Annotated in this window: 10 protein-coding genes and 2 pseudogenes; 3 read left to right on the top strand and 9 right to left on the bottom strand. The window is 73.5% G+C overall.

Annotation, left to right across the window (positions count from 1 at the left end; all coding sequences use genetic code 11):
- Positions 1-77 precede the first annotated feature (77 nt).
- On the bottom strand, positions 78-2354 hold the full coding sequence (locus tag F3L20_RS17355) for a catalase (protein ID WP_150155153.1): 2277 nt from the start codon (positions 2352-2354) through the stop codon (positions 78-80).
- Between the two features lie 476 nt (positions 2355-2830).
- Here F3L20_RS17355 and F3L20_RS17350 point away from each other — a divergent pair, with 476 nt between their 5' ends.
- Positions 2831-5032 (top strand): discoidin domain-containing protein, encoded by a 2202-nt coding sequence (locus F3L20_RS17350; RefSeq protein ID WP_150155152.1) that lies wholly within the window; start codon positions 2831-2833, stop codon positions 5030-5032.
- 24 nt (positions 5033-5056) lie between these two features.
- On the opposite strand, the gene F3L20_RS17345 is transcribed toward F3L20_RS17350, so the two are convergent.
- Positions 5057-5284: a hypothetical protein gene (locus F3L20_RS17345; protein WP_145824542.1), complete on the bottom strand. Its 228-nt coding sequence runs from the start codon at positions 5282-5284 to the stop codon at positions 5057-5059.
- A 190-nt stretch (positions 5285-5474) separates the two neighbouring features.
- Between F3L20_RS17345 and F3L20_RS17340 the strand changes: the two genes are divergently transcribed.
- Complete coding sequence (locus tag F3L20_RS17340; RefSeq protein ID WP_150155151.1) at positions 5475-5948, top strand: carboxymuconolactone decarboxylase family protein; 474 nt, start codon at positions 5475-5477, stop codon at positions 5946-5948.
- Positions 5949-6138: 190 nt separating this feature from the next.
- Here F3L20_RS17340 and msrA read toward each other — a convergent pair whose 3' ends face one another.
- From msrA to F3L20_RS17325, 3 genes are all read right to left on the bottom strand, one after another.
- Positions 6139-6651, bottom strand: a complete 513-nt coding sequence (msrA, locus tag F3L20_RS17335; protein ID WP_024888315.1) for a peptide-methionine (S)-S-oxide reductase MsrA — start codon at positions 6649-6651, stop codon at positions 6139-6141.
- 133 nt (positions 6652-6784) lie between these two features.
- Positions 6785-7948 (bottom strand): SGNH/GDSL hydrolase family protein, encoded by a 1164-nt coding sequence (locus tag F3L20_RS17330; RefSeq protein ID WP_240810945.1) that lies wholly within the window; start codon positions 7946-7948, stop codon positions 6785-6787.
- 270 nt (positions 7949-8218) lie between these two features.
- Positions 8219-9385: an ROK family transcriptional regulator gene (locus F3L20_RS17325; protein WP_150155150.1), complete on the bottom strand. Its 1167-nt coding sequence runs from the start codon at positions 9383-9385 to the stop codon at positions 8219-8221.
- Between the two features lie 177 nt (positions 9386-9562).
- Here F3L20_RS17325 and F3L20_RS17320 point away from each other — a divergent pair.
- Positions 9563-11705 (top strand): annotated as a pseudogene (locus tag F3L20_RS17320) (alpha-galactosidase).
- 45 nt (positions 11706-11750) lie between these two features.
- Here the strand turns inward: F3L20_RS17320 and F3L20_RS17315 are convergent.
- The 4 genes and pseudogenes from F3L20_RS17315 to F3L20_RS17300 form a co-directional block, all read right to left on the bottom strand.
- Entirely contained in the window at positions 11751-12194 is a 444-nt protein-coding gene (locus F3L20_RS17315; protein WP_150155149.1) for an ATP-binding protein, read from the bottom strand.
- A 90-nt stretch (positions 12195-12284) separates the two neighbouring features.
- On the bottom strand, positions 12285-14378 hold the full coding sequence (locus F3L20_RS17310) for a S9 family peptidase (protein WP_150157379.1): 2094 nt from the start codon (positions 14376-14378) through the stop codon (positions 12285-12287).
- Positions 14375-16157, bottom strand: a pseudogene (locus tag F3L20_RS17305) (N-acetylglutaminylglutamine amidotransferase). The gene F3L20_RS17310 and the pseudogene F3L20_RS17305 overlap by 4 nt, the downstream one beginning before the upstream one ends.
- 196 nt (positions 16158-16353) lie before the next feature.
- Positions 16354-17547 carry a carboxylate-amine ligase gene (locus F3L20_RS17300; protein WP_431193156.1) on the bottom strand — a complete coding sequence of 398 codons (1194 nt, stop codon included), beginning with the start codon at positions 17545-17547 and terminating at the stop codon, positions 16354-16356.
- Positions 17548-17696: the final 149 nt, after the last annotated feature.

The raw sequence follows: 17696 nt of genomic DNA, 5'->3' as shown, positions 1-17696 counted from the left end.
GGGGAACTGCGCGAACGGCCCGTGCGGCCCCGCGGCCGCCGACGCGGCCGCCGGCCGCGGGGCCGTAAGCACGCGTACTACGCGCCGGCGGTGAAGCGTTCCCACACCCGGTGGGAGGCCAGCAGCTCGCGCACGCGGTCCAGCACCGCAGGACCGGAGTCGGCGACAACGACACCCGGCGCGTCGACCGGCACCCCCGCCGACGCGAGCGCGGCCTCGCCGCCCGCCCACGCCCCGATCGCCTTGCCGTGCCGGAACGCCTCCTGGAGGAGCTGGGTGACCCGCGGGTCGGGCGCCACCGGCGGAGCGCCGGGAGCCCCCTTGCCGTCCGTCGCGCCGGGCGCGTCCGGCCCCGCGGCCGGCGGCCCGGCGAGCAGCACGGCGTCGAACTCGATCGACCGCGCGGTGACGTGGCTGCGCTGCGCCGTCAGCGCCTGCGCGCCCGTTCCGAGCGTGCCCCCCGTGGGCGCGACGACCAGCGGGACCATGCCCGCCTCGAGGACGGCGTCACGCACCGCGTGCACCCCGTCCAGGTCGCCGTCCGGACCGGCGAGGATGCCGACGACGCGGCCGTCCACCGGCCAGGTCCCGCCGATCTGCGACAGCGCCGGGCTCGGCTCGACGTCGGCGAGCGGCACCGTCGGCTCCGGCGCGGTCATGCCGAGTCCCTCGGCGACCCGGGAGCACAGCTCGGGGTCGATGTTGGCGAGGACCTGGAGGGTCCGCTCGCGGATCGCCTCCTCGTAGCACTTGCCCAGCTCGAAGGTGTACGCGCCGATGATGTGCTCGCGCTCGACCGGGCTCATGCTGAGCCAGAACCGGCGGGGCTGGCTGAAGTGGTCGGCGAACGACTCCGGCGCCTCGCGCACCTTCCGCCCCTCGGGGACGGTCACCGGCGTCTCGATGTAGGCGCTCATGTCCGCGCCCGCGGTGAACGGGCAGCCGCCGTCGAGGGAGTTGGGCTTGTAGGGCGCGACGCCCCGGTGCACGGCCGTCTGGTGCATGCCGTCACGGAGCATGTCGTTGACGGGCGCGTGCGGCCGGTTGATGGGCAGCTGCGGGAAGTTGGGGCCGCCGAGGCGAGTGATCTGGGTGTCGAGGTAGGAGAACAGCCGGCCCGCGAGCAGCGGGTCGTCGGTGACGTCGATGCCGGGCACGAGGTGACCGACGTGGAAGGCCACCTGCTCCGTCTCGGCGAAGAAGTTGGACGGGTTGCGGTTGAGCGTCATCAGCCCGATCGGCTGCACCGGGGCGAGCTCCTCCGGCACGATGTTCGTCGGGTCCAGCAGGTCGATGCCCTCGAAGGTCTGGTCGGGGGTGTCGGGGAAGGTCTGGATGCCCAGTTCCCACTGCGGGTAGGCGCCCGCCTCGATGGCGTCGGCGAGGTCCCGGCGGTGGAAGTCGGGGTCGTTGCCGTTGATGAGCTGCGCCTCGTCCCACACCAGGGAGTGCACGCCCAGCTTGGGCTTCCAGTGGAACTTCACCAGCGTGGTCCCGCCCTCGGCGTTGACCAGGCGGAAGGTGTGGACGCCGAAGCCCTCCATCATCCGGTACGAGCGCGGGATGCCCCGGTCGCCCATGAAGAAGAGGGTGTGGTGGGTGGCCTCGGTGTGCAGCGAGACGAAGTCCCAGAAGGTGTCGTGGGCGCTCTGGGCCTGTGGGATCTCCCGGTCGGGGTGCGGCTTGGCGGCGTGCACGACGTCGGGGAACTTGATGGCGTCCTGGATGAAGAAGACCGGGATGTTGTTGCCGACCAGGTCGAAGACGCCCTCGCTGGTGTAGAACTTCGTCGCGAAGCCGCGGGTGTCGCGCACGGTGTCCGCGGAGCCGCGGGAGCCGACCACCGTGGAGAAGCGCACGAAGACCGGCGTCTCGACGTCCGGGGCGAGGAACCCGGCCTTGGTCACGGCGGACGCCGTGCCGTAGCTCTGGAAGACGCCGTGCGCGCCGGCGCCGCGGGCGTGGACCACGCGCTCCGGGATGCGCTCGTGGTCGAAGTGCATGATCTTCTCGCGCAGGTGGTGGTCCTGGAGCAGGACCGGGCCGCGCGGGCCCGCCTTGAGCGAGTGGTCGGTGTCGTACAGCCGGGTGCCCTGGGCGTTCGTCAGGTGGCTGCCGGACTGGGCCATGCGCGCCTGGTCGGCCCCGGTGGGCTGGCCGGTGGGCGAGACGGTGGCCGGGGCGCTCTGGTCCGGCTTGGGCGGCAGCGGCTCACGCGGCTCCGTCGGCTCCTCCACGGCCGGCGGCTCGGGCGCGGGCCGGCCGGGGATGCCGTCGGCCGGGGCCGAACCGCCGCCCTGCAGGGTTTCGGTGACCTTCTTGGCTACCCGCCGCACGGGGTTGGCCTCGCTCATGTGTGAACTCTCCTCCGCTTCGGACCGGCCACGACGGCGTGGCCGCACTTCGATTGCCGACTGCGGGTGATCCCGGGGACATACGACGCACAAGGGGCGTCCGGCCCCGCCAACGTCTCATGACCGGCCGCCCCGCGCAGGAGACGCCCTCCGACGGAGTGACCCCGGGCCCCCGCACCCCGGGCCAACCCGTACGGGACTCCGCGCACTGTGCCTCCCGATGATCCGACCGCTACCGCCGCGTACCCCTCACATCGGATCCAAGGCACATCCATGTGCCGCCCCGCCGTCACATCCGGTCCCGCCCCCCGTTCCTCCCGTGCGCCAATTCGTGTCCGAGGGCTTGCCCGCGACAACCCTCACCACTTAAATCAACATCTGAACTAAGCCGTGGGGCCATCCAGTTCCCTCCCCGCACGCCCTTTTCCGGAACGAGCCCCGCACCCCCACCCATCCCCACGCCAGAAAGCTGACGCATGAGACACACGGAGCACCCCGGCCTCCTCAGACGCGGAAGCCTGGGCGCGGCGCTTCTCGCCCTGGCCGCGCTCGTCACCCTGCCCTCCGCGCAGTCCCCGGCCGCCGCGGCCGGCGCGCCACTCCCCCAGACCCGTGCGGCCGCCGGCTGCGGCACGGCCGACGCCGCCCGGGGCGGCCCCGCGACGGCGTCCTCCACCGAGCACGCGGGCACCCCGGCCTCCGCCGCCTTCGACGGCGACCCCGGCACCCGCTGGTCGAGCCAGTGGTCCGACCCGCAGTGGCTCCAGGTCGACCTCGGCTCGGTGCGCGAGCTGTGCGGGGTGGACCTCCACTGGGAGGCCGCCTACGGCAAGGACTTCCGGATCGAGGCGTCCCCCGACGGACGGAACTGGACCACGCTCAGGTCGGTGACCGGCGCGACCGGCGGCCGGGCGTCGTACGAGGTGAGCGGCGAGGGCCGGTACGTCCGCGTCCTCGGCACGGCCCGCGGCACCGGCTACGGCTACTCCCTGTGGGAGGTCGCGGTGCACACCACCACGGACGTCACGGGTCCCGTCCAGGGCGGCGGCGACCTGGGGCCGAACGTCATCGTGGCCGACCCCTCCACGCCCGGCCTCCAGCAGAAGTTCGACGAGGTCTTCGCACGGCAGGAGGAGAGCCAGTTCGGCACCGGGCGCTACCAGTTCCTGCTGAAGCCCGGCACGTACAACGGCCTGAACGCGCAACTCGGCTTCTACACCTCGGTGTCGGGCCTCGGCCTCAACCCCGACGACGTGCAGATCAACGGGGACATCACCGTCGACGCCGGCTGGTTCAACGGCAATGCCACGCAGAACTTCTGGCGTTCGGCGGAGAACCTCGCCCTCTCCCCGGTCAACGGCACCGACCGCTGGGCGGTGGCGCAGGCCGCGCCGTTCCGCCGGATCCACGTCAAGGGCGGCCTCAACCTGGCCCCCAACGGCTACGGCTGGGCCTCCGGCGGCTACATCGCCGACTCGCGGATCGACGGCACCGTGGGACCGTACTCCCAACAGCAGTGGTACACCCGGGACAGCTCCGTCGGGGGCTGGACCAACGGCGTGTGGAACATGACGTTCACGGGGGTCGAGGGCGCACCGGCCACCGACTTCCCGAGCGGCCCTTACACGACGCTGGACACCACACCGGTCTCGCGCGAGAAGCCGTTCCTGTACCTGGACGGCGACGCGTACAAGGTGTTCGTGCCCGCCAAGCGCACGAACGCGCGGGGGGTCTCCTGGCCGGCCAACACCGGCGGCACCTCGCTGCCGCTCGACCGGTTCTACGTGGTCAAGCCGGGCGCGACGGCCGCGACGATCAACGCGGCGCTCGACCAGGGCCTCAACCTGCTGTTCACGCCCGGGGTCTACCCGATCGACGAGACGATCCGGGTCGACCGCCCCGGCACGGTGGTGCTCGGACTGGGCCTCGCGACGCTCGTCCCGCAGAACGGCGTCGACGCCGTGCACGTGGCGGACGTCGACGGGGTGCGGCTCGCCGGTTTCCTGATCGACGCCGGTCCGGTCAGGTCGGACACCCTGCTGCGGATCGGACCGCCCGGCTCGTCCGCCGACCACTCCGCCGACCCGACCACCATGCAGGACGTGTTCATCCGCATCGGCGGCGCGGGCCCCGGTCTGGCCACCGACTCCGTGGTGGTCAACAGCGACGACGTCCTGATCGACCACACCTGGATCTGGCGCGCCGACCACGGCGAAGGCGTCGGCTGGGAGACCAACCGCGCCGACTACGGGCTGCGGGTGAACGGCGACGACGTGCTCGCCACGGGCCTGTTCGTCGAGCACTTCAACAAGTACGACGTCGTCTGGAGCGGCGAGCGTGGCCGCACGATCTTCTTCCAGAACGAGAAGGCGTACGACGCCCCGAACGAGGCCGCCATCACCCATGACGGCATCGTCGGCTACGCGGCCTACAAGGTCGCGGACTCGGTGGAGCGGCACGAGGCGTGGGCGCTCGGCAGCTACTGCAACTACACGGCCGACGACACCATCGTGCAGCACCACGGCTTCCAGGTGCCGGTGAAGCCCGGCATCAGGATGCGGCACCTGCAGGTGATCTCGCTCGGCGGCAAGGGACAGTACCGCCACGTCGTCAACGACACCGGCGGCCCCACCTCGGGGACGGACACCATCCCGTCCAAGGTCGTCCAGTTCCCCTGACAGGGGGCCCGCTCCGCGCCGGACTCAGAACAACTGCCCCTGCTGCCCGTCGGGGGCGGTCCGGCGCGGGGTGCGGCGCGGGGCCGGGCGGCGCTCGGGGATCTCGTCGCCGAACAGCGGCTCGGTCCCGTACTCGTCCGGCTCGGCGGGGACGACGGCCGGGCCGGTGCGCACGTGGAGGCACAGCGGGGCCTCACGGTCGAAGTCCCCCGGCGTCATGTCCGTCCAGTCGCGTTCCCGACGCTCACTCACCCGGCGCTCCGCTCCCCGTCCACGCGGCAAGGTTATCGGCCGCTTCGTGCCCGCTGGGCGGGGTGCCGCACGCGGGCACGACAGGATGAGACGTAGGTCACATCAGCTGGGCTGTCACACTCCGCGCGGCCCGTCCGTCAGTGCTACGACACCGCGACGGCGGAAGCAACGACGGACCCGAGGAGAGCACATGAACGCGCGCATCGACTTCTTCGCCAACCCCCTCGCCGGCAAGGTGCTGCGGCACATCAACTCGGCGGGGAAGGCGGTGACGGACTCCGGTCTGCCGCACGCGACCCAGGAGCTGGTGAAGATCCGCGCCAGCCAGATCAACGGCTGCGGCTTCTGCACCGACATGCACACCAAGGACGCCACCGCCGCGGGCGAGACCCAGCAGCGCCTCAACCTGGTCGCCGCCTGGCGCGAGGCCACGGTCTTCACCGACGCCGAGCGCGCCGCCCTCGCACTCGCCGAGGAGGGCACCCGCATCGCCGACGCCGCCGGCGGAGTGAGCGACGAGGTCTGGGCCGACGCCGCCAAGCACTACGACGAGGAACAGCTCGCCGCGCTGATCTCCCTGATCGCGATCATCAACGCCTACAACCGCATCAACGTCATCAACCAGCAGCCCGCAGGCGACTACCAGCCCGGCCAGTTCGGCTGACCCCGCCGGGGCGGCCCGCTGCACCTGCCCGGTGGCTGCACCTCCAGGAGCTGACCGAGCGCGTGACGGGCCCGTGGGAGCGCGTGGTGTCGGGCCCGTGACGGGGGCCGTCCGGGCATGACGACGGGGGCGCACCCGTCGGGCGGGCGCGCCCCCGTGTTCTGTTCCGCTGCCGCGGACGCCTGTCAGGTCAGGACGCCGCGCGCTTCGGCAGGCGCCAGTTGGGGCGCGGGAAGTGGCAGGTGTAGCCCTCCGGGTAGCGCTGGAGGTAGTCCTGGTGCTCCGGCTCGGCCTCCCAGAAGGGACCGGCCGGGACGACCTCCGTCACCACCTTGCCCGGCCACAGTCCGGACGCCTCGACGTCGGCGATCGTGTCCTCGGCGACGCGCTTCTGCTCGTCGTCGAAGTAGAAGATCGCTGAGCGGTAGCTCATGCCGATGTCGTTGCCCTGCCGGTTCTTCGTGGTCGGGTCGTGGATCTGGAAGAAGTACTCCAGGATCGCCCGGTAGTCGGTCTCGGCGGGGTCGTAGGTGATCTCGATCGACTCCGCGTGGGTGCCGTGGTCGCGGTAGGTCGCGTTGGGCACGTCGCCGCCGCTGTACCCCACCCGGGTGCTCAGCACGCCCGGCAGCGTGCGGATCAGCTCCTGCATGCCCCAGAAGCAGCCGCCCGCGAGCAGCGCCCTCTCCTCGGTCCTTGTCATCGTGTGTCGCCCTTCTCCCAGGTGTGCTGCGACGGTCCTCAGTGAGAACCGCGCCGGGACCTGCATTGTTCCGGCCGCGCCTCCCGCGCCGGACACCGGGGCGCACCGTCCGCCCGCCGGGGATCGCGCGGCGTCACGGGCGTCCGTGCCGGGCGCATTCCAGGTCCTCGGGATCGACGGCGTCGGCCATCGCCCGCATGCCCTGGTCGGTGAAGTGCAGGTGGTCGCCGTTGTCGTAGGCGGGCCGGATGCGCTCGGGGTCGTCGGGGTCGCGCACCGCGTGGTCGAAGTCGGCCACGGCGTCGAACGCTCCGCCGGTGCGGATGAACGCGTTGACGTCCTGGCGCACCGCCTCGGCCTTCGCGTTCCACTCCGGCCAGCCCTTGTAGGGGGCGATCGTGGCGCCCACGACGCAGTGGCCGGCCGCGTGGACGCGGTCGACGATCTCCCGGTAGCCGTCGATCAGGTCCGCGGCCGTGACGCCCGTGGGGGCCTTGATGTCGTTCACCCCCTCGAACACCAGCACCGTGCGCACGCCGCGGTGGGAGAGGACGTCGCGGTCGAGGCGGTTCAGGGCGCTCGGCGCGCCGCCGTCGGCGAGCACCTTGTTGGCGGAGATGCCGGCGTTGGCCACGCCCCGGACCGTGGTGCGCGGCGACCGCTGGAGGCGATCGGCGAGCTGGTCGGGCCAGCGGCGGTTGAGGTCCGTGGTGGACTCCCAGCCGTCCGTGATGGAGTCGCCCAGCGCGACCACCGCGCCGGTGCGGGCGAAGGTGCGGACGGTGACCGCGTCCAGGTAGAACCACGAGGTGGTCGTCGTCGTCCACGCGTCGGCGCTCTCGTCGGCGGTGTGATCGCCCTGGGTGACGTACGAGGTCTGCATGGCGAGGCGGTGTCCGGTGGCGGAGCCCGCCGCGTCGGGGCTGTGCAGGCTGACGACCAGGTCGGTGCGGGCCCGGACCCGGCCGGGCAGCGGGTCGCTCAGGACCACCTCACCGGGCGGGACGGTCACGGTGGGCCGGCCGTCGAAGGTGAGCCGGCGGTTGCTGCCGGGGACCAGCTCGGCGCCCTGCCGCCGGACGCCGGCGTACACGCTGTCGAAGGTCAGCGGCCGGTCACCGAAGGCGTTGGTCAGCCGTAACCGTGCCCGGTCCCCGCCCACGCTGGTGTGCACCACGAGCCGGTAGGCGCGGTCGGGCACGCCCGTGCCCAGCCGGAAGGCGCTCGCGGTCCAGGTGACCACGTCGTGCCGGGGTTCCGCCGCGCGGGCCTCCGAGGGGACGGGGACGGGGCCCAGGAGCGCGGCGAGCAGGACCAGGACGGACAGTCCGCGCAGGCGGATCCCCGCCGGGCGGAGTCTTCGGGGGGTGAGCGTCGTGGTGAGCAGTTTCGCCTCCCAGAACTCGACGGCACCCTTCTCGTCGACGGGGAGATCCTCGCGAGTCGGCGTGCGCGATCCGGTGTCCTCGTTACCCGTGACGAGGGTAGCGCCGGGCGCCCGGCCCGGCACGGCCTGCCGGATGCCTTCATCCGCCGTTCACCTCCCGGTACTTGGCGGGCCGGGAGGTCAGCGGCCGACGAAGGACTGGATGGCCGTGGCGGCGGCCCCGCGGGCCCACTCCTCGAACGGCAGCGGGCGGGTGCGGACCTCGCAGCGGGCGGCGGAACCGAAGGCGGCGGCGGCGAAGCCGTCGCGGATCTGCCGGGCGTACAGGTCGTACGCGGCCAGTCCCTCGCCGGAGATGATGACGCGCTGGGGGCCGAGCAGGTTGGCCACGGTGGCGATCCCGCGGCCGATGGCCTCCCCGGCCCGCGCGTAGACGGCGCGGGCGCCCTCGTCGCCCCGGTGTGCCAGGGCGACGGCCTCCGCGGTGCCGGCGACGTCGGACCCGGTGACCTCGCGGACCCGGGCGAGGATCGCCGCGTCGGCCGCGACGGCCTCCAGGCATCCGCGGTTGCCGCAGTGGCAGGGCGGGCCGTCGGGGTCGACGGGGACATGGCCGATCTCTCCGGCGACGCCGTGCGCACCGGAGACGACCCGGCCGTGCACGACGAGGCCGCAGCCGATGCCGGCGCCCACGGTGACGACGGCGAAGTCGGAGAGGCCCACGCCGTCGCCGAACCACTGCTCGGCCACCGTCAGGGCGCGCACGTCGTTGTCGACGGTGACCGGGAGCCCGCTCGCCGCCCCGGCCGGCCCGGCGAGCGGTACGCAGTGCCAGTCCAGGAAGGGCGAGTAGCGCACCGTGCCCTCGGCGCGGTCCACGTCCCCGGCGAGGGCGATGCCGAGGCCGAGGACCGGTACGCCGAACCCGTCGGCCTCGGTGCGCAGCTCGTTGGCCAGGTCCACCGCGACCGCCAGGACGTCCCGAGGGGCGCGGCCGGTCAGAGGGACGCGCCGGGCGACGAGGATGCGGCAGCACAGGTCGGTGAGCACACCGATGATCTCGTCGCCGGTCACTTTCAGCCCGGTGAACAGGGCCCGTCCGCCGTCGACCCGGACCCGGTTGGCCGGGCGGCCGAGGGCCGGGCGGGCCTCCGCGTCCGCGTCCTCCACCAGATAGCCCGCCTCGATCAGGGGCCGTACCGCCTTGGTGACCGCGGCCGGGGACAGGCCGGCCCGCCGGGCCACGTCGAGCCGGGTCAGGGGGCCGTGCGCCAGGACGGTGGTGAAGACCTGGGAGGCCGCCGGGGTGTGCGCCGGGAACGTCTCGGCGGGGAAGGTCGGCTGCATGGCCGGGAACCTACGGGCCTTAATTTCTGCTGTCAATGAAATCAGCCTTCTTTCTTTCGAAGGCAAAAGAGCGCGCGCTGTCGCCTTGAAAACACAAGGGAGGGTCCGCCCTTGACACATGATCGAAGGCCGCGCTTGGGTTTGCGATGCAACCCCCGACGCCGATCGTGAGGCCCCATGCCGCTCATCACCCGCTCCCCCGACATCGGGGTCTGGCTGCTGACCACCCCGCACACGTCGTACGCCCTGCGGATCGACGAGACCGGTGCGCCCTGGCACGTGGCGTGGGACCACGACTCGCCCCGAGGAGGCGGACGCACTCGCGGTGCCCGCCAGGGAACCGGCGAGCAGCTTCGAGGGCCGGCCGGCCGTGGGCGAGGAGCTGCCGGTGGACGGCGGCACCCGCTACGGACCGCCCTCGCTCCAGGTGCGGCACGCCGACGGCTCACGTGCCTTCGAGTGGCAGGCCACCGGGCACCGGGTGGAGGAGCCCGCCCCCGGCTGCGCCGAGCTGGTCCTGGAGTTCCGCGACCGGGTGTTCCCCCTGTCGGTCGCCCTGCACTACCGGGTCCGCGCCGACACCGACGTGATCGAGCGCTGGACCGTGCTGCGCAACGACGGGGACCGGAGCGTGGAACTACTGCGCGCCGACTCCGCGGCGTGGACGCTGCCGCCCCTGCCCGACTACCGGCTGAGCCATGTCACCGGGCAGTGGTCGGCGGAGACCCAGCTGCGCCGCGAGCCCCTGCCCCACGGGGAGACGGTGCTGACCAGCCGGCGCGGTGTCACCGGCCACCACGCCAACCCCTGGACCATGCTCGACGACGGCACCGCCACCGAGGAGAGCGGCCGGGTCTGGAGCACCGCCCTGGCGTGGAGCGGCAGTTGGCGGATGACCGTGCAGCGGACGCCGGACGGCCGGGCGGGTCTGACCGGGGGCGTGGGCCACGAGGGGACGTGCGTGCCGCTCGGCCCGGGCGAGGAGTTCCGCACGCCGGTGCTGGCGGGTCTGTTCACCGACGGCGGTTTCGGCGCGGCGAGCCGGACCTGGCACCGTTACGTCCGCGGCCATGTGCTGCGGCACGCCGGGGAGACGGCACCGGTGCTCTACAACTCCTGGGAGGCCACCGGCTTCGACGTCGACGAGGCGAGCCAGCTGGCACTGGCCGAGCGGGCCGCCCGGCTGGGCGTCGAGCTGTACGTGGTGGACGACGGCTGGTTCGGCGCCCGCCGCAGCGACCGGGCGGGCCTGGGCGACTGGACCCCGGCGCCGGACCGGTTCCCCGAGGGCCTCGGGCCGCTGTCCGACGCCGTGCACCGGCTGGGCATGCGGTTCGGTGTCTGGGTGGAGCCGGAGATGGTCAACCCGGACAGCGACCTGTACCGGGCGCACCCCGACTGGGTGCTGCACCTGCCGGGCCGCCCGCGCACCGAGATGCGCAACCAGCTGGTGCTGAACTTCGCCCGGCGGGACGTGGCCGACTGGGCCTTCGACTGGCTCACCCGGCTGGTCGCCGAGCACCGCGTCGACTTCCTCAAGTGGGACATGAACCGCGCGTTCGGCGAGTCCGGCTGGTCCGGCCCCGACGACGGCAACGACCGCCTGTGGACCCGGTACGTGCGGAACCTCTACGGCGTGCTGGACCGGCTGCGACAGGCGCACCCGGACCTGCGGATCGAGACGTGCAGCGGGGGCGGCGGCCGGGTCGACCTGGGCATCCTCGCCCGTACCGACCAGGCGTGGACGTCCGACAACACCGACGCCGTGGACCGGCTGGCGATCCAGCGGGGGTTCAGCCAGGTCTATCCGGCGCGGGTGATGTCCGCCTGGGTGACCGACGTGCCCAACCAGCTCACCGGGCTGAGCGTGCCGCTGCGTTTCCGCTTCCATGTGGCGATGGCCGGGCTCCTCGGCGTCGGCGGCGACCTCACCCGCTGGAGCGGGGCGGAGCTCACCGAGGGCGCCGCGCTGGTGGCCCGGTACAAGGAGATCCGGCACCTGGTGCAGCACGGGGACCAGTACCGGATCGGCGTCCCGTACGGCGACGGCCCGTCGGCCGTCCAGTACGTGGCGGCGGACGGCGACGAGGCGGTGGTGCTCGCCTTCCGCGGCAGCCCCAGACACGGCACCCCGCGGGTGCCGCTCCGGCTGCGCGGACTGCCGCCGGGCCTGCGCTACCGGGACACGGAGACGGGCGCCGTGCACCACTCCACGGTCCTCACGGAGTACGGCCTGGACCCGGAGTTGCCGGGCGGCGACTGGTCGAGCGCCCTGATCCATCTGCGGCGGGTGCCGGAAGGGGAGCGGCCGCAGGGCTGACGGCCGGGCGGTGCCGTCACGGGACCGCACCCGCGCGGGTGCGGTTCAGGCGGAGAGGGAGATACGGGCGGTGATGCTCTTGCCCTCGGCTTCCTGGCGGATGTCGAGGGCCTGGGTGACGGCCATGACGATCTCCAGGCCGTGCTGCCCCACCCGCCCGGGGTCGGCGTCCCGGGGGCGCGGCGCGTTCGGGTTGGCGTCGCGGACGACCACCTCGACGGTGTCGCTGAAGACGCGCAGGTCCAGGCCGACGGGGCCCGGGGCGTACTTGCGGGCGTTGGTGACCAGCTCACTGACGACGAGCTGGGTGATCTCCACCACACGCTCCGACACCGGCAGTCCGTCCTCCACCCGCGCCCGGGTGAGGAACTCGGCCGCGAGGTGGCGTGCCTGAGCTATCCAGGCGCCCCCGGCGTCCAGGGCGTAGGAGGCCCTCAGCCGGGGTGTGCCTGACACTATCTCCCCCTCGTCGACAGGAACTGGTTCCATCCGGTCCGCCTTTACTCACCGATCACACCGCGCGACTACCCGCATCGCTCCCCCGCACGCCCATGAAGTGTGACAGGTGCCGCCGACAGGTCATCCCGCCAGGTGCCGTTCCAGCCAGTCACCCGCGGTCCGGCGGAACAGCCGGCGGTTGTCGGCGCGGCGGAAGTCGTGGCCCTCGTCACGCAGCAGCAGCAGTTCCGCCTCCAGCCCGCGCTCCCGCGCGGCCCGTACGAACTGCTCTGACTCGCCGGGCGGCACGTTGGTGTCGTACTCGCCGTGCACGGCGAGGACCGGGGCCCGCAGGGCGTCGACGCGGCTCATCGGCGACAGGGAGCGCAGCAGCTCCCGGTCGTGTTCCGGATGCCCGTACTTGTGCGCGGCGGACTGCGCGATCCAGGGCTCGGTGCCCTCGAAGAACGTGTTCAGGTCGGACATGCCGCAGACCGCCACCCCGGTGCGGAACAGGCCGGGGTGCCACACCAGGGCGGCCATCGTCAGATAGCCGCCGTAGGAGCGGCCCATCACGGCCATCCGCCGGGGGTCGGCGAGGCCCCGCACCATGACGTGCGCCGCGCAGTCGGCGACGTCGTTGATGGCGTCGAAGCGTCCGGTCCCGAGGTCGGCGTCGACGAAACCGCGGCCGTGCCCGGACGAGCCGCGGACGTCGGGCGCGAACACGTCGAGGCCCCGGCCCAGCAGCTCCAGGTAGAGCGGGTCGAGCACCGGGCGTTCCTGCTCCTCGGGCCCGCCGTGCAGGTGCAGCACGCAGGGCGCCGCCTCGCCGGGCGAGCGGCCGGGGGCGCGGTAGTACCAGCCGCCGAGGGCGAGGCCGTCGCGGGCCACGGGCCGCACCGGCGTGGGCCGTACGGGCGTCAGTCCCGGCGGGAAGGCGTCCTCGTCGCGGGAGGACCAGGGGGTGCGCAGGGGCGCGCCGTGCGGCAGCCACCACACACCGGCGTGGCGGCGGGATCCGGACAGCGCGACCACGGGCGCGTCGGCGTCGGCGGTGGGGGCGATCCGGGTGACCACCTCGTGGGGCAGGTCGACGCGGCGCGCCGCCCCGGCCGTCGGGGGCGTCCCGTCGCCCGGGCCGGTGCGGCGGGCGGCGTTCAGTCGCACCAGTTCCAGCTCGCTCACCCCGTGCCGGTTCCAGGCGAGCACCGCGCGCCGGCCGTCCCGTCCCAGGGCGAGGAGTTCCAGGCCGCAGTCGGGCCGTTCGGCGACGACCGTGGTCGTACGCAGTTGTCCGCGCGCGTCGAGGCGCGCGGCGAGCAGGGCGGCGTACTCGCGTCCGGCGTCGCTGCGCAGCCAGAGCGTGCCGGCGTCAGGGGAGAAGCCGCCGACCCAGGGGTCGCCGTCGGCGACCGGGAAGGCGCAGGTGACCGAGGAGTCCGTGGTGCGTACGACCAGCGCCTCACGGCGCCCGCGGGGGCCCCGGTAGACCAGGGCGAGGCGGCCGTCGTGGCTGAGGTCGCACACCCGCTGGTTGGCCGCGCCGCGTTCGCTGAACAGCAGGACGGGCGCGGCCGTGCCCTCCGGGTCGACCAGGTAGGCGGACAGCGTCCGCTGCTCGGTGCCGGAGTCCTGTCGCGCGTTCCCGGTGCCGGGCCACCGGCGGCCGCCCGCCGGGTTCAGCAGGACCGCCCGGCCGTCCCGGCCCGCCCAGTGCGGGGCGTGCTCGGTGCCCGGCGGCCCGGGCGCGTCCGCGTGGTGGCGGTCGGCGTGCGCCTGTCCGGGCGGGGCGGACTCGGTCACGGTGACCGCGATCGCGGAGCCGTCGTGCTGCCAGCAGCCGAGCCGTGCGGAGGTGCCCGACTCGCCGCCGGCCAGCAGGTGCCGTCCGCTGCCGTCGGGGCGTACGCACAGCACCCGGGTGAGTTCGCCGCCGCCCGGCGCCGAGGTGTAGGCGATCCACCGTCCGTCCGGGGACCAGGACACCTCCGTGACCGGGTGCGGGTCGCCGTCGAGCAGCCGTACCTGCGCGCCGTCCACCGGGCCGGTCCACAGCTGCGGCACCCCGGCCCGGTCGCAGACGAAGGCGACGTTGCGGCCACTCGGATCGGGCGAGGGGTACCAGCAGCCGTGCACGGCCGGGGGCGGCACGTCGTACGGGGCCGAGGTGTCCGCCAGCGCGGCGGGCTCGGGGGCGTACAGCGGGCCCCTGGGAAGGTCGGTGGCCGTCATCGGATCCCGTGCGCCTGCAGCCATGTCTCCAGCAGCGCGACCTGCCACAGGGTGTTGGCGCCCGCCGGGTGCGGTGCGCGTCGGGCGCGGCCAGCAGCTCGGCGACGTACTCCTCGCGGAACACCCCGCGGGCGCGGGCCTCGGGGGCGTTCAGGGTGTCGCGGACCCGCTGCAGGACAGGGCCTGCCATGTGGCGGATCGCCGGGACGGGGAAGTAGCCCTTGGGCCGGTCGACAACCTCGCGCGGCAGTACCCGGCGGCCGGCGGCCTTCAGCACGCCCTTGCCGCCGTCCGCGAGCTTCAGCTCGGGCGGGCAGGCCGCGGCCAGCTCCACCAGCTCGTGGTCGAGGAACGGCACCCGGGCCTCCAGGCCCCAGTCCATGGTCATGTTGTCGACCCGCTTGACCGGGTCGTCGACCATCATCACCAGCGTGTCGAGCCGGAGCTGGGCGTCGAGGGCGGTGTCGGCGCCGTGCCGCGCCATGTGTTCGCGGATGAACTCCGCCGAGGTGTCGCGGTCCGGCAGCAGCTCGGGACGCAGCACGGCCGCCATGTCGGCGTGCGAGCGGTCGGTGTAGGCGTCGATGTACGCCTCGGCGGCCCGCTCGCGCGGCACGCCCGCCATCTTCGGGTACCAGTCGTAGCCGGCGAACACCTCGTCGGCGCCCTGCCCGCTCTGCACGACCTTGACCTCCTTGGAGACCTGCTCGGACAGCAGGTGGAAGGCGACCACGTCGTGGCTCATCATCGGTTCGCTCATGGCGCGGACGGCCCCGTCGAGCGCGCCGGCCACCCGGTCGGAGGGGACCATCAGCTGGTGGTGGCGGGTGTCGAAGTGCCGGGCCACGAGGTCGGAGTAGTGGAACTCGTCGCCCTCCTCGTCCCCCTCGGACTCGAAGCCGACGCTGAAGGTCGCCAGGTCCTGCTGCCCCTCGCCGGCCAGCAGGGCCACGATCAGGCTGGAGTCCAGGCCGCCGGAGAGCAGCACGCCCACCGGTACGTCGGCCACCATGCGGCGGCGCACGGCGGTCCGCAGGGAGTCCAGGACCGCGTCGGTCCAGTCGTCGGCGGTGAGGTCCGCGTACTCGGGACGGCGGGTGTGCACGGGGTGCCAGTAGCGGCGGTCGCGCTGGGTGCCGTCGGGCTCGACGACGCGCACGGTCGCCGGGGGCAGTTTGCGCACGCCGTTCAGGACGGTGCGCGGCGCGGCGACGGTGGCGTGCCAGCTGAGGTACTGGTGCAGGGCCACGGGGTCCAGCGAGGTGTCGACGTCGCCGCCTGCGAGCAGCGCGGGCAGCGACGAGGCGAACCGGAGGCGCTCCGTGGTCGCGGACAGGTAGAGCGGCTTGATGCCGAGCCGGTCACGGGCCAGCACCAGGCGCCCCGTGTCCTGTTCGACGATGACGAAGGCGAACATGCCGTGGAAGCGGTCGACGCAGTCGGTGCCCCACTCCTGGTAGGCCTTGAGCACCACCTCGGTGTCGGACTCCGAGAAGAAGCGGTGGCCGAGGGCGTGCAGCTCGTCGCGCAGCTCACGGTAGTTGTAGACGCAGCCGTTGAAGACGCCGGTCAGACGGGCCCGAGGGTCCGTCATGGGCTGGGCGCCGTGGTCCGACAGGTCGATGATCTTCAGCCGGCGGTGTCCGAGGGCCACCGGGCCCTGGGACCACAGGCCGCGCCCGTCGGGGCCGCGTGGGGCGAGGCGGTCGGTCATGCGTTCCACCGCCGCGATGTCGGCCGTCCGCCATCGAGCCGGATCTCCCCGCTGAGGCCGCACATCAGTGGTCCCTCCCTTCCTCGGCTCCCGGTCCCTCGGGCGGTGCCCTGGGACGTGCCGCTGTCCTGACCTGTGACGGTGTCCTGACCTGTGACGGCGTGCGTCGTACTGGACATGGGGATGTGCACACTCTCCTCGGATGGGGAACGGGGTGAGGCCCGTGGCCGGTGGTTCGCGGCACGGGCCGGTCCGGTCGGATCAGCCCGGCGTGCCCGGGGTGGCGACCGGGTGCAGGGGGGCGTGGGGCCGGCCGTTCGCGCGCCGGGTGGTGGCCACGGGGCGCGGGCGGCGGGTGCCGCTGCGGGACGGCGCGCGTCCGCCCCGGGTCTCGGCGGCCAGCATGGTGATGCCGGCGAGCAGGTCCTCGTCGCGGACGGCGCGGCGGAACCGGTCGGCGGCACTGCCCGCGGCGAGCGCCTCGTCGAGAAGGTCGCGCACGGTGTCGAAGTCGCCGGACGCCTCCAGCGCCGGACGCAGCCGGTGCAGCATGCGCCGCAGCACCAGCTGGGCCGGGGCGGCGCGGCGGGTCCAGGGATCGACGAGCGGGCCTTCGAGACCGGAGCGCGCGGCGCGCCAGCCGGCGGCGCGCAGCCACTCGTGGTGTCCGTCGCAGCGGGGGTCGGCGCCGCGTTCCAGGCGGTGGCAGGCGTCGCGCACCAGCGCCCGGAAGAGGCCGGCGATCAGTACGACGGTCTCGGCGCGCGGGCAGGCGTCGCAGATGCGCAGTTCCAGGGTGCCCTGGTGGGCCGAGGGGCGTACATCCTGGTACAGCATGCCGGCGTCGCTGATGACGCCCGAGCCGATCAGTTCGGCGACGGCCGCGTCGTACTCGGCGGCGTCCCGGTAACAGCCGGCCGGGCCCGCGGTGGGCCAGCGCTGCCAGAGCATGGTGCGCCAGGAGGCGTAGCCGGTGTCGGAGCCCAGCCAGTACGGCGAGCTGGCGGACAGCGCGAGCAGCGGCGACAGCCAGGGGGACACCAGACACATGGCGCGGACCGCGGTGTCGCGGTCGGGTACGTCGGCGTGTATCTGGGCGCTGCAGATGAGTTGTTCGTCGGCGACCCGCCGGTACTCGTCCGCCATGCGCCGGAAGCGGGGCACCGCGGTGACGTCGCGCGGGGTCACCCGGGCGAGCGGCACGGTGCCCGCGGCCACGACGGCCAGTCCCTGCGCGGAGGCCGCGGCGGCCAGGCGGCGCCGGGTGCCGGTCAGGTCCGCGTAGAGCCCGTCGAGGGTGTCATGGACCTGGCTGTTGCTCTCCACCGCGGACTGCTGCAGCTCGCTGCTGAAACCGGTGTCGCCGAGTCTTTCCAACAGCGCACCGGCCCGTGGCACGAGTCGCCCGCTCTCCGCGTCCAGGACGTGGAATTCTTCCTCTGCTCCGATACGCACCGTCACCGCCGGTTCCCCTTGCCCGTAGTCCTGTGCCGGCCCCGCGACGGCCCTCGGGCCACCGGCGGCGCATTCGGCACACCCCGGGTGCCCCGGATGGCCCAGCCGCAATCGAACAGCCCTCGTCAGCGGATCACCGACGCGGCGCA

Origin of the sequence: Streptomyces tendae, assembly GCF_008632955.1 — a bacterium.
Lineage (GTDB): Bacteria > Actinomycetota > Actinomycetes > Streptomycetales > Streptomycetaceae > Streptomyces.
Note: the sequence above shows the minus strand (reverse complement) of the source record. Positions and strands in the feature narration are given on the sequence as shown.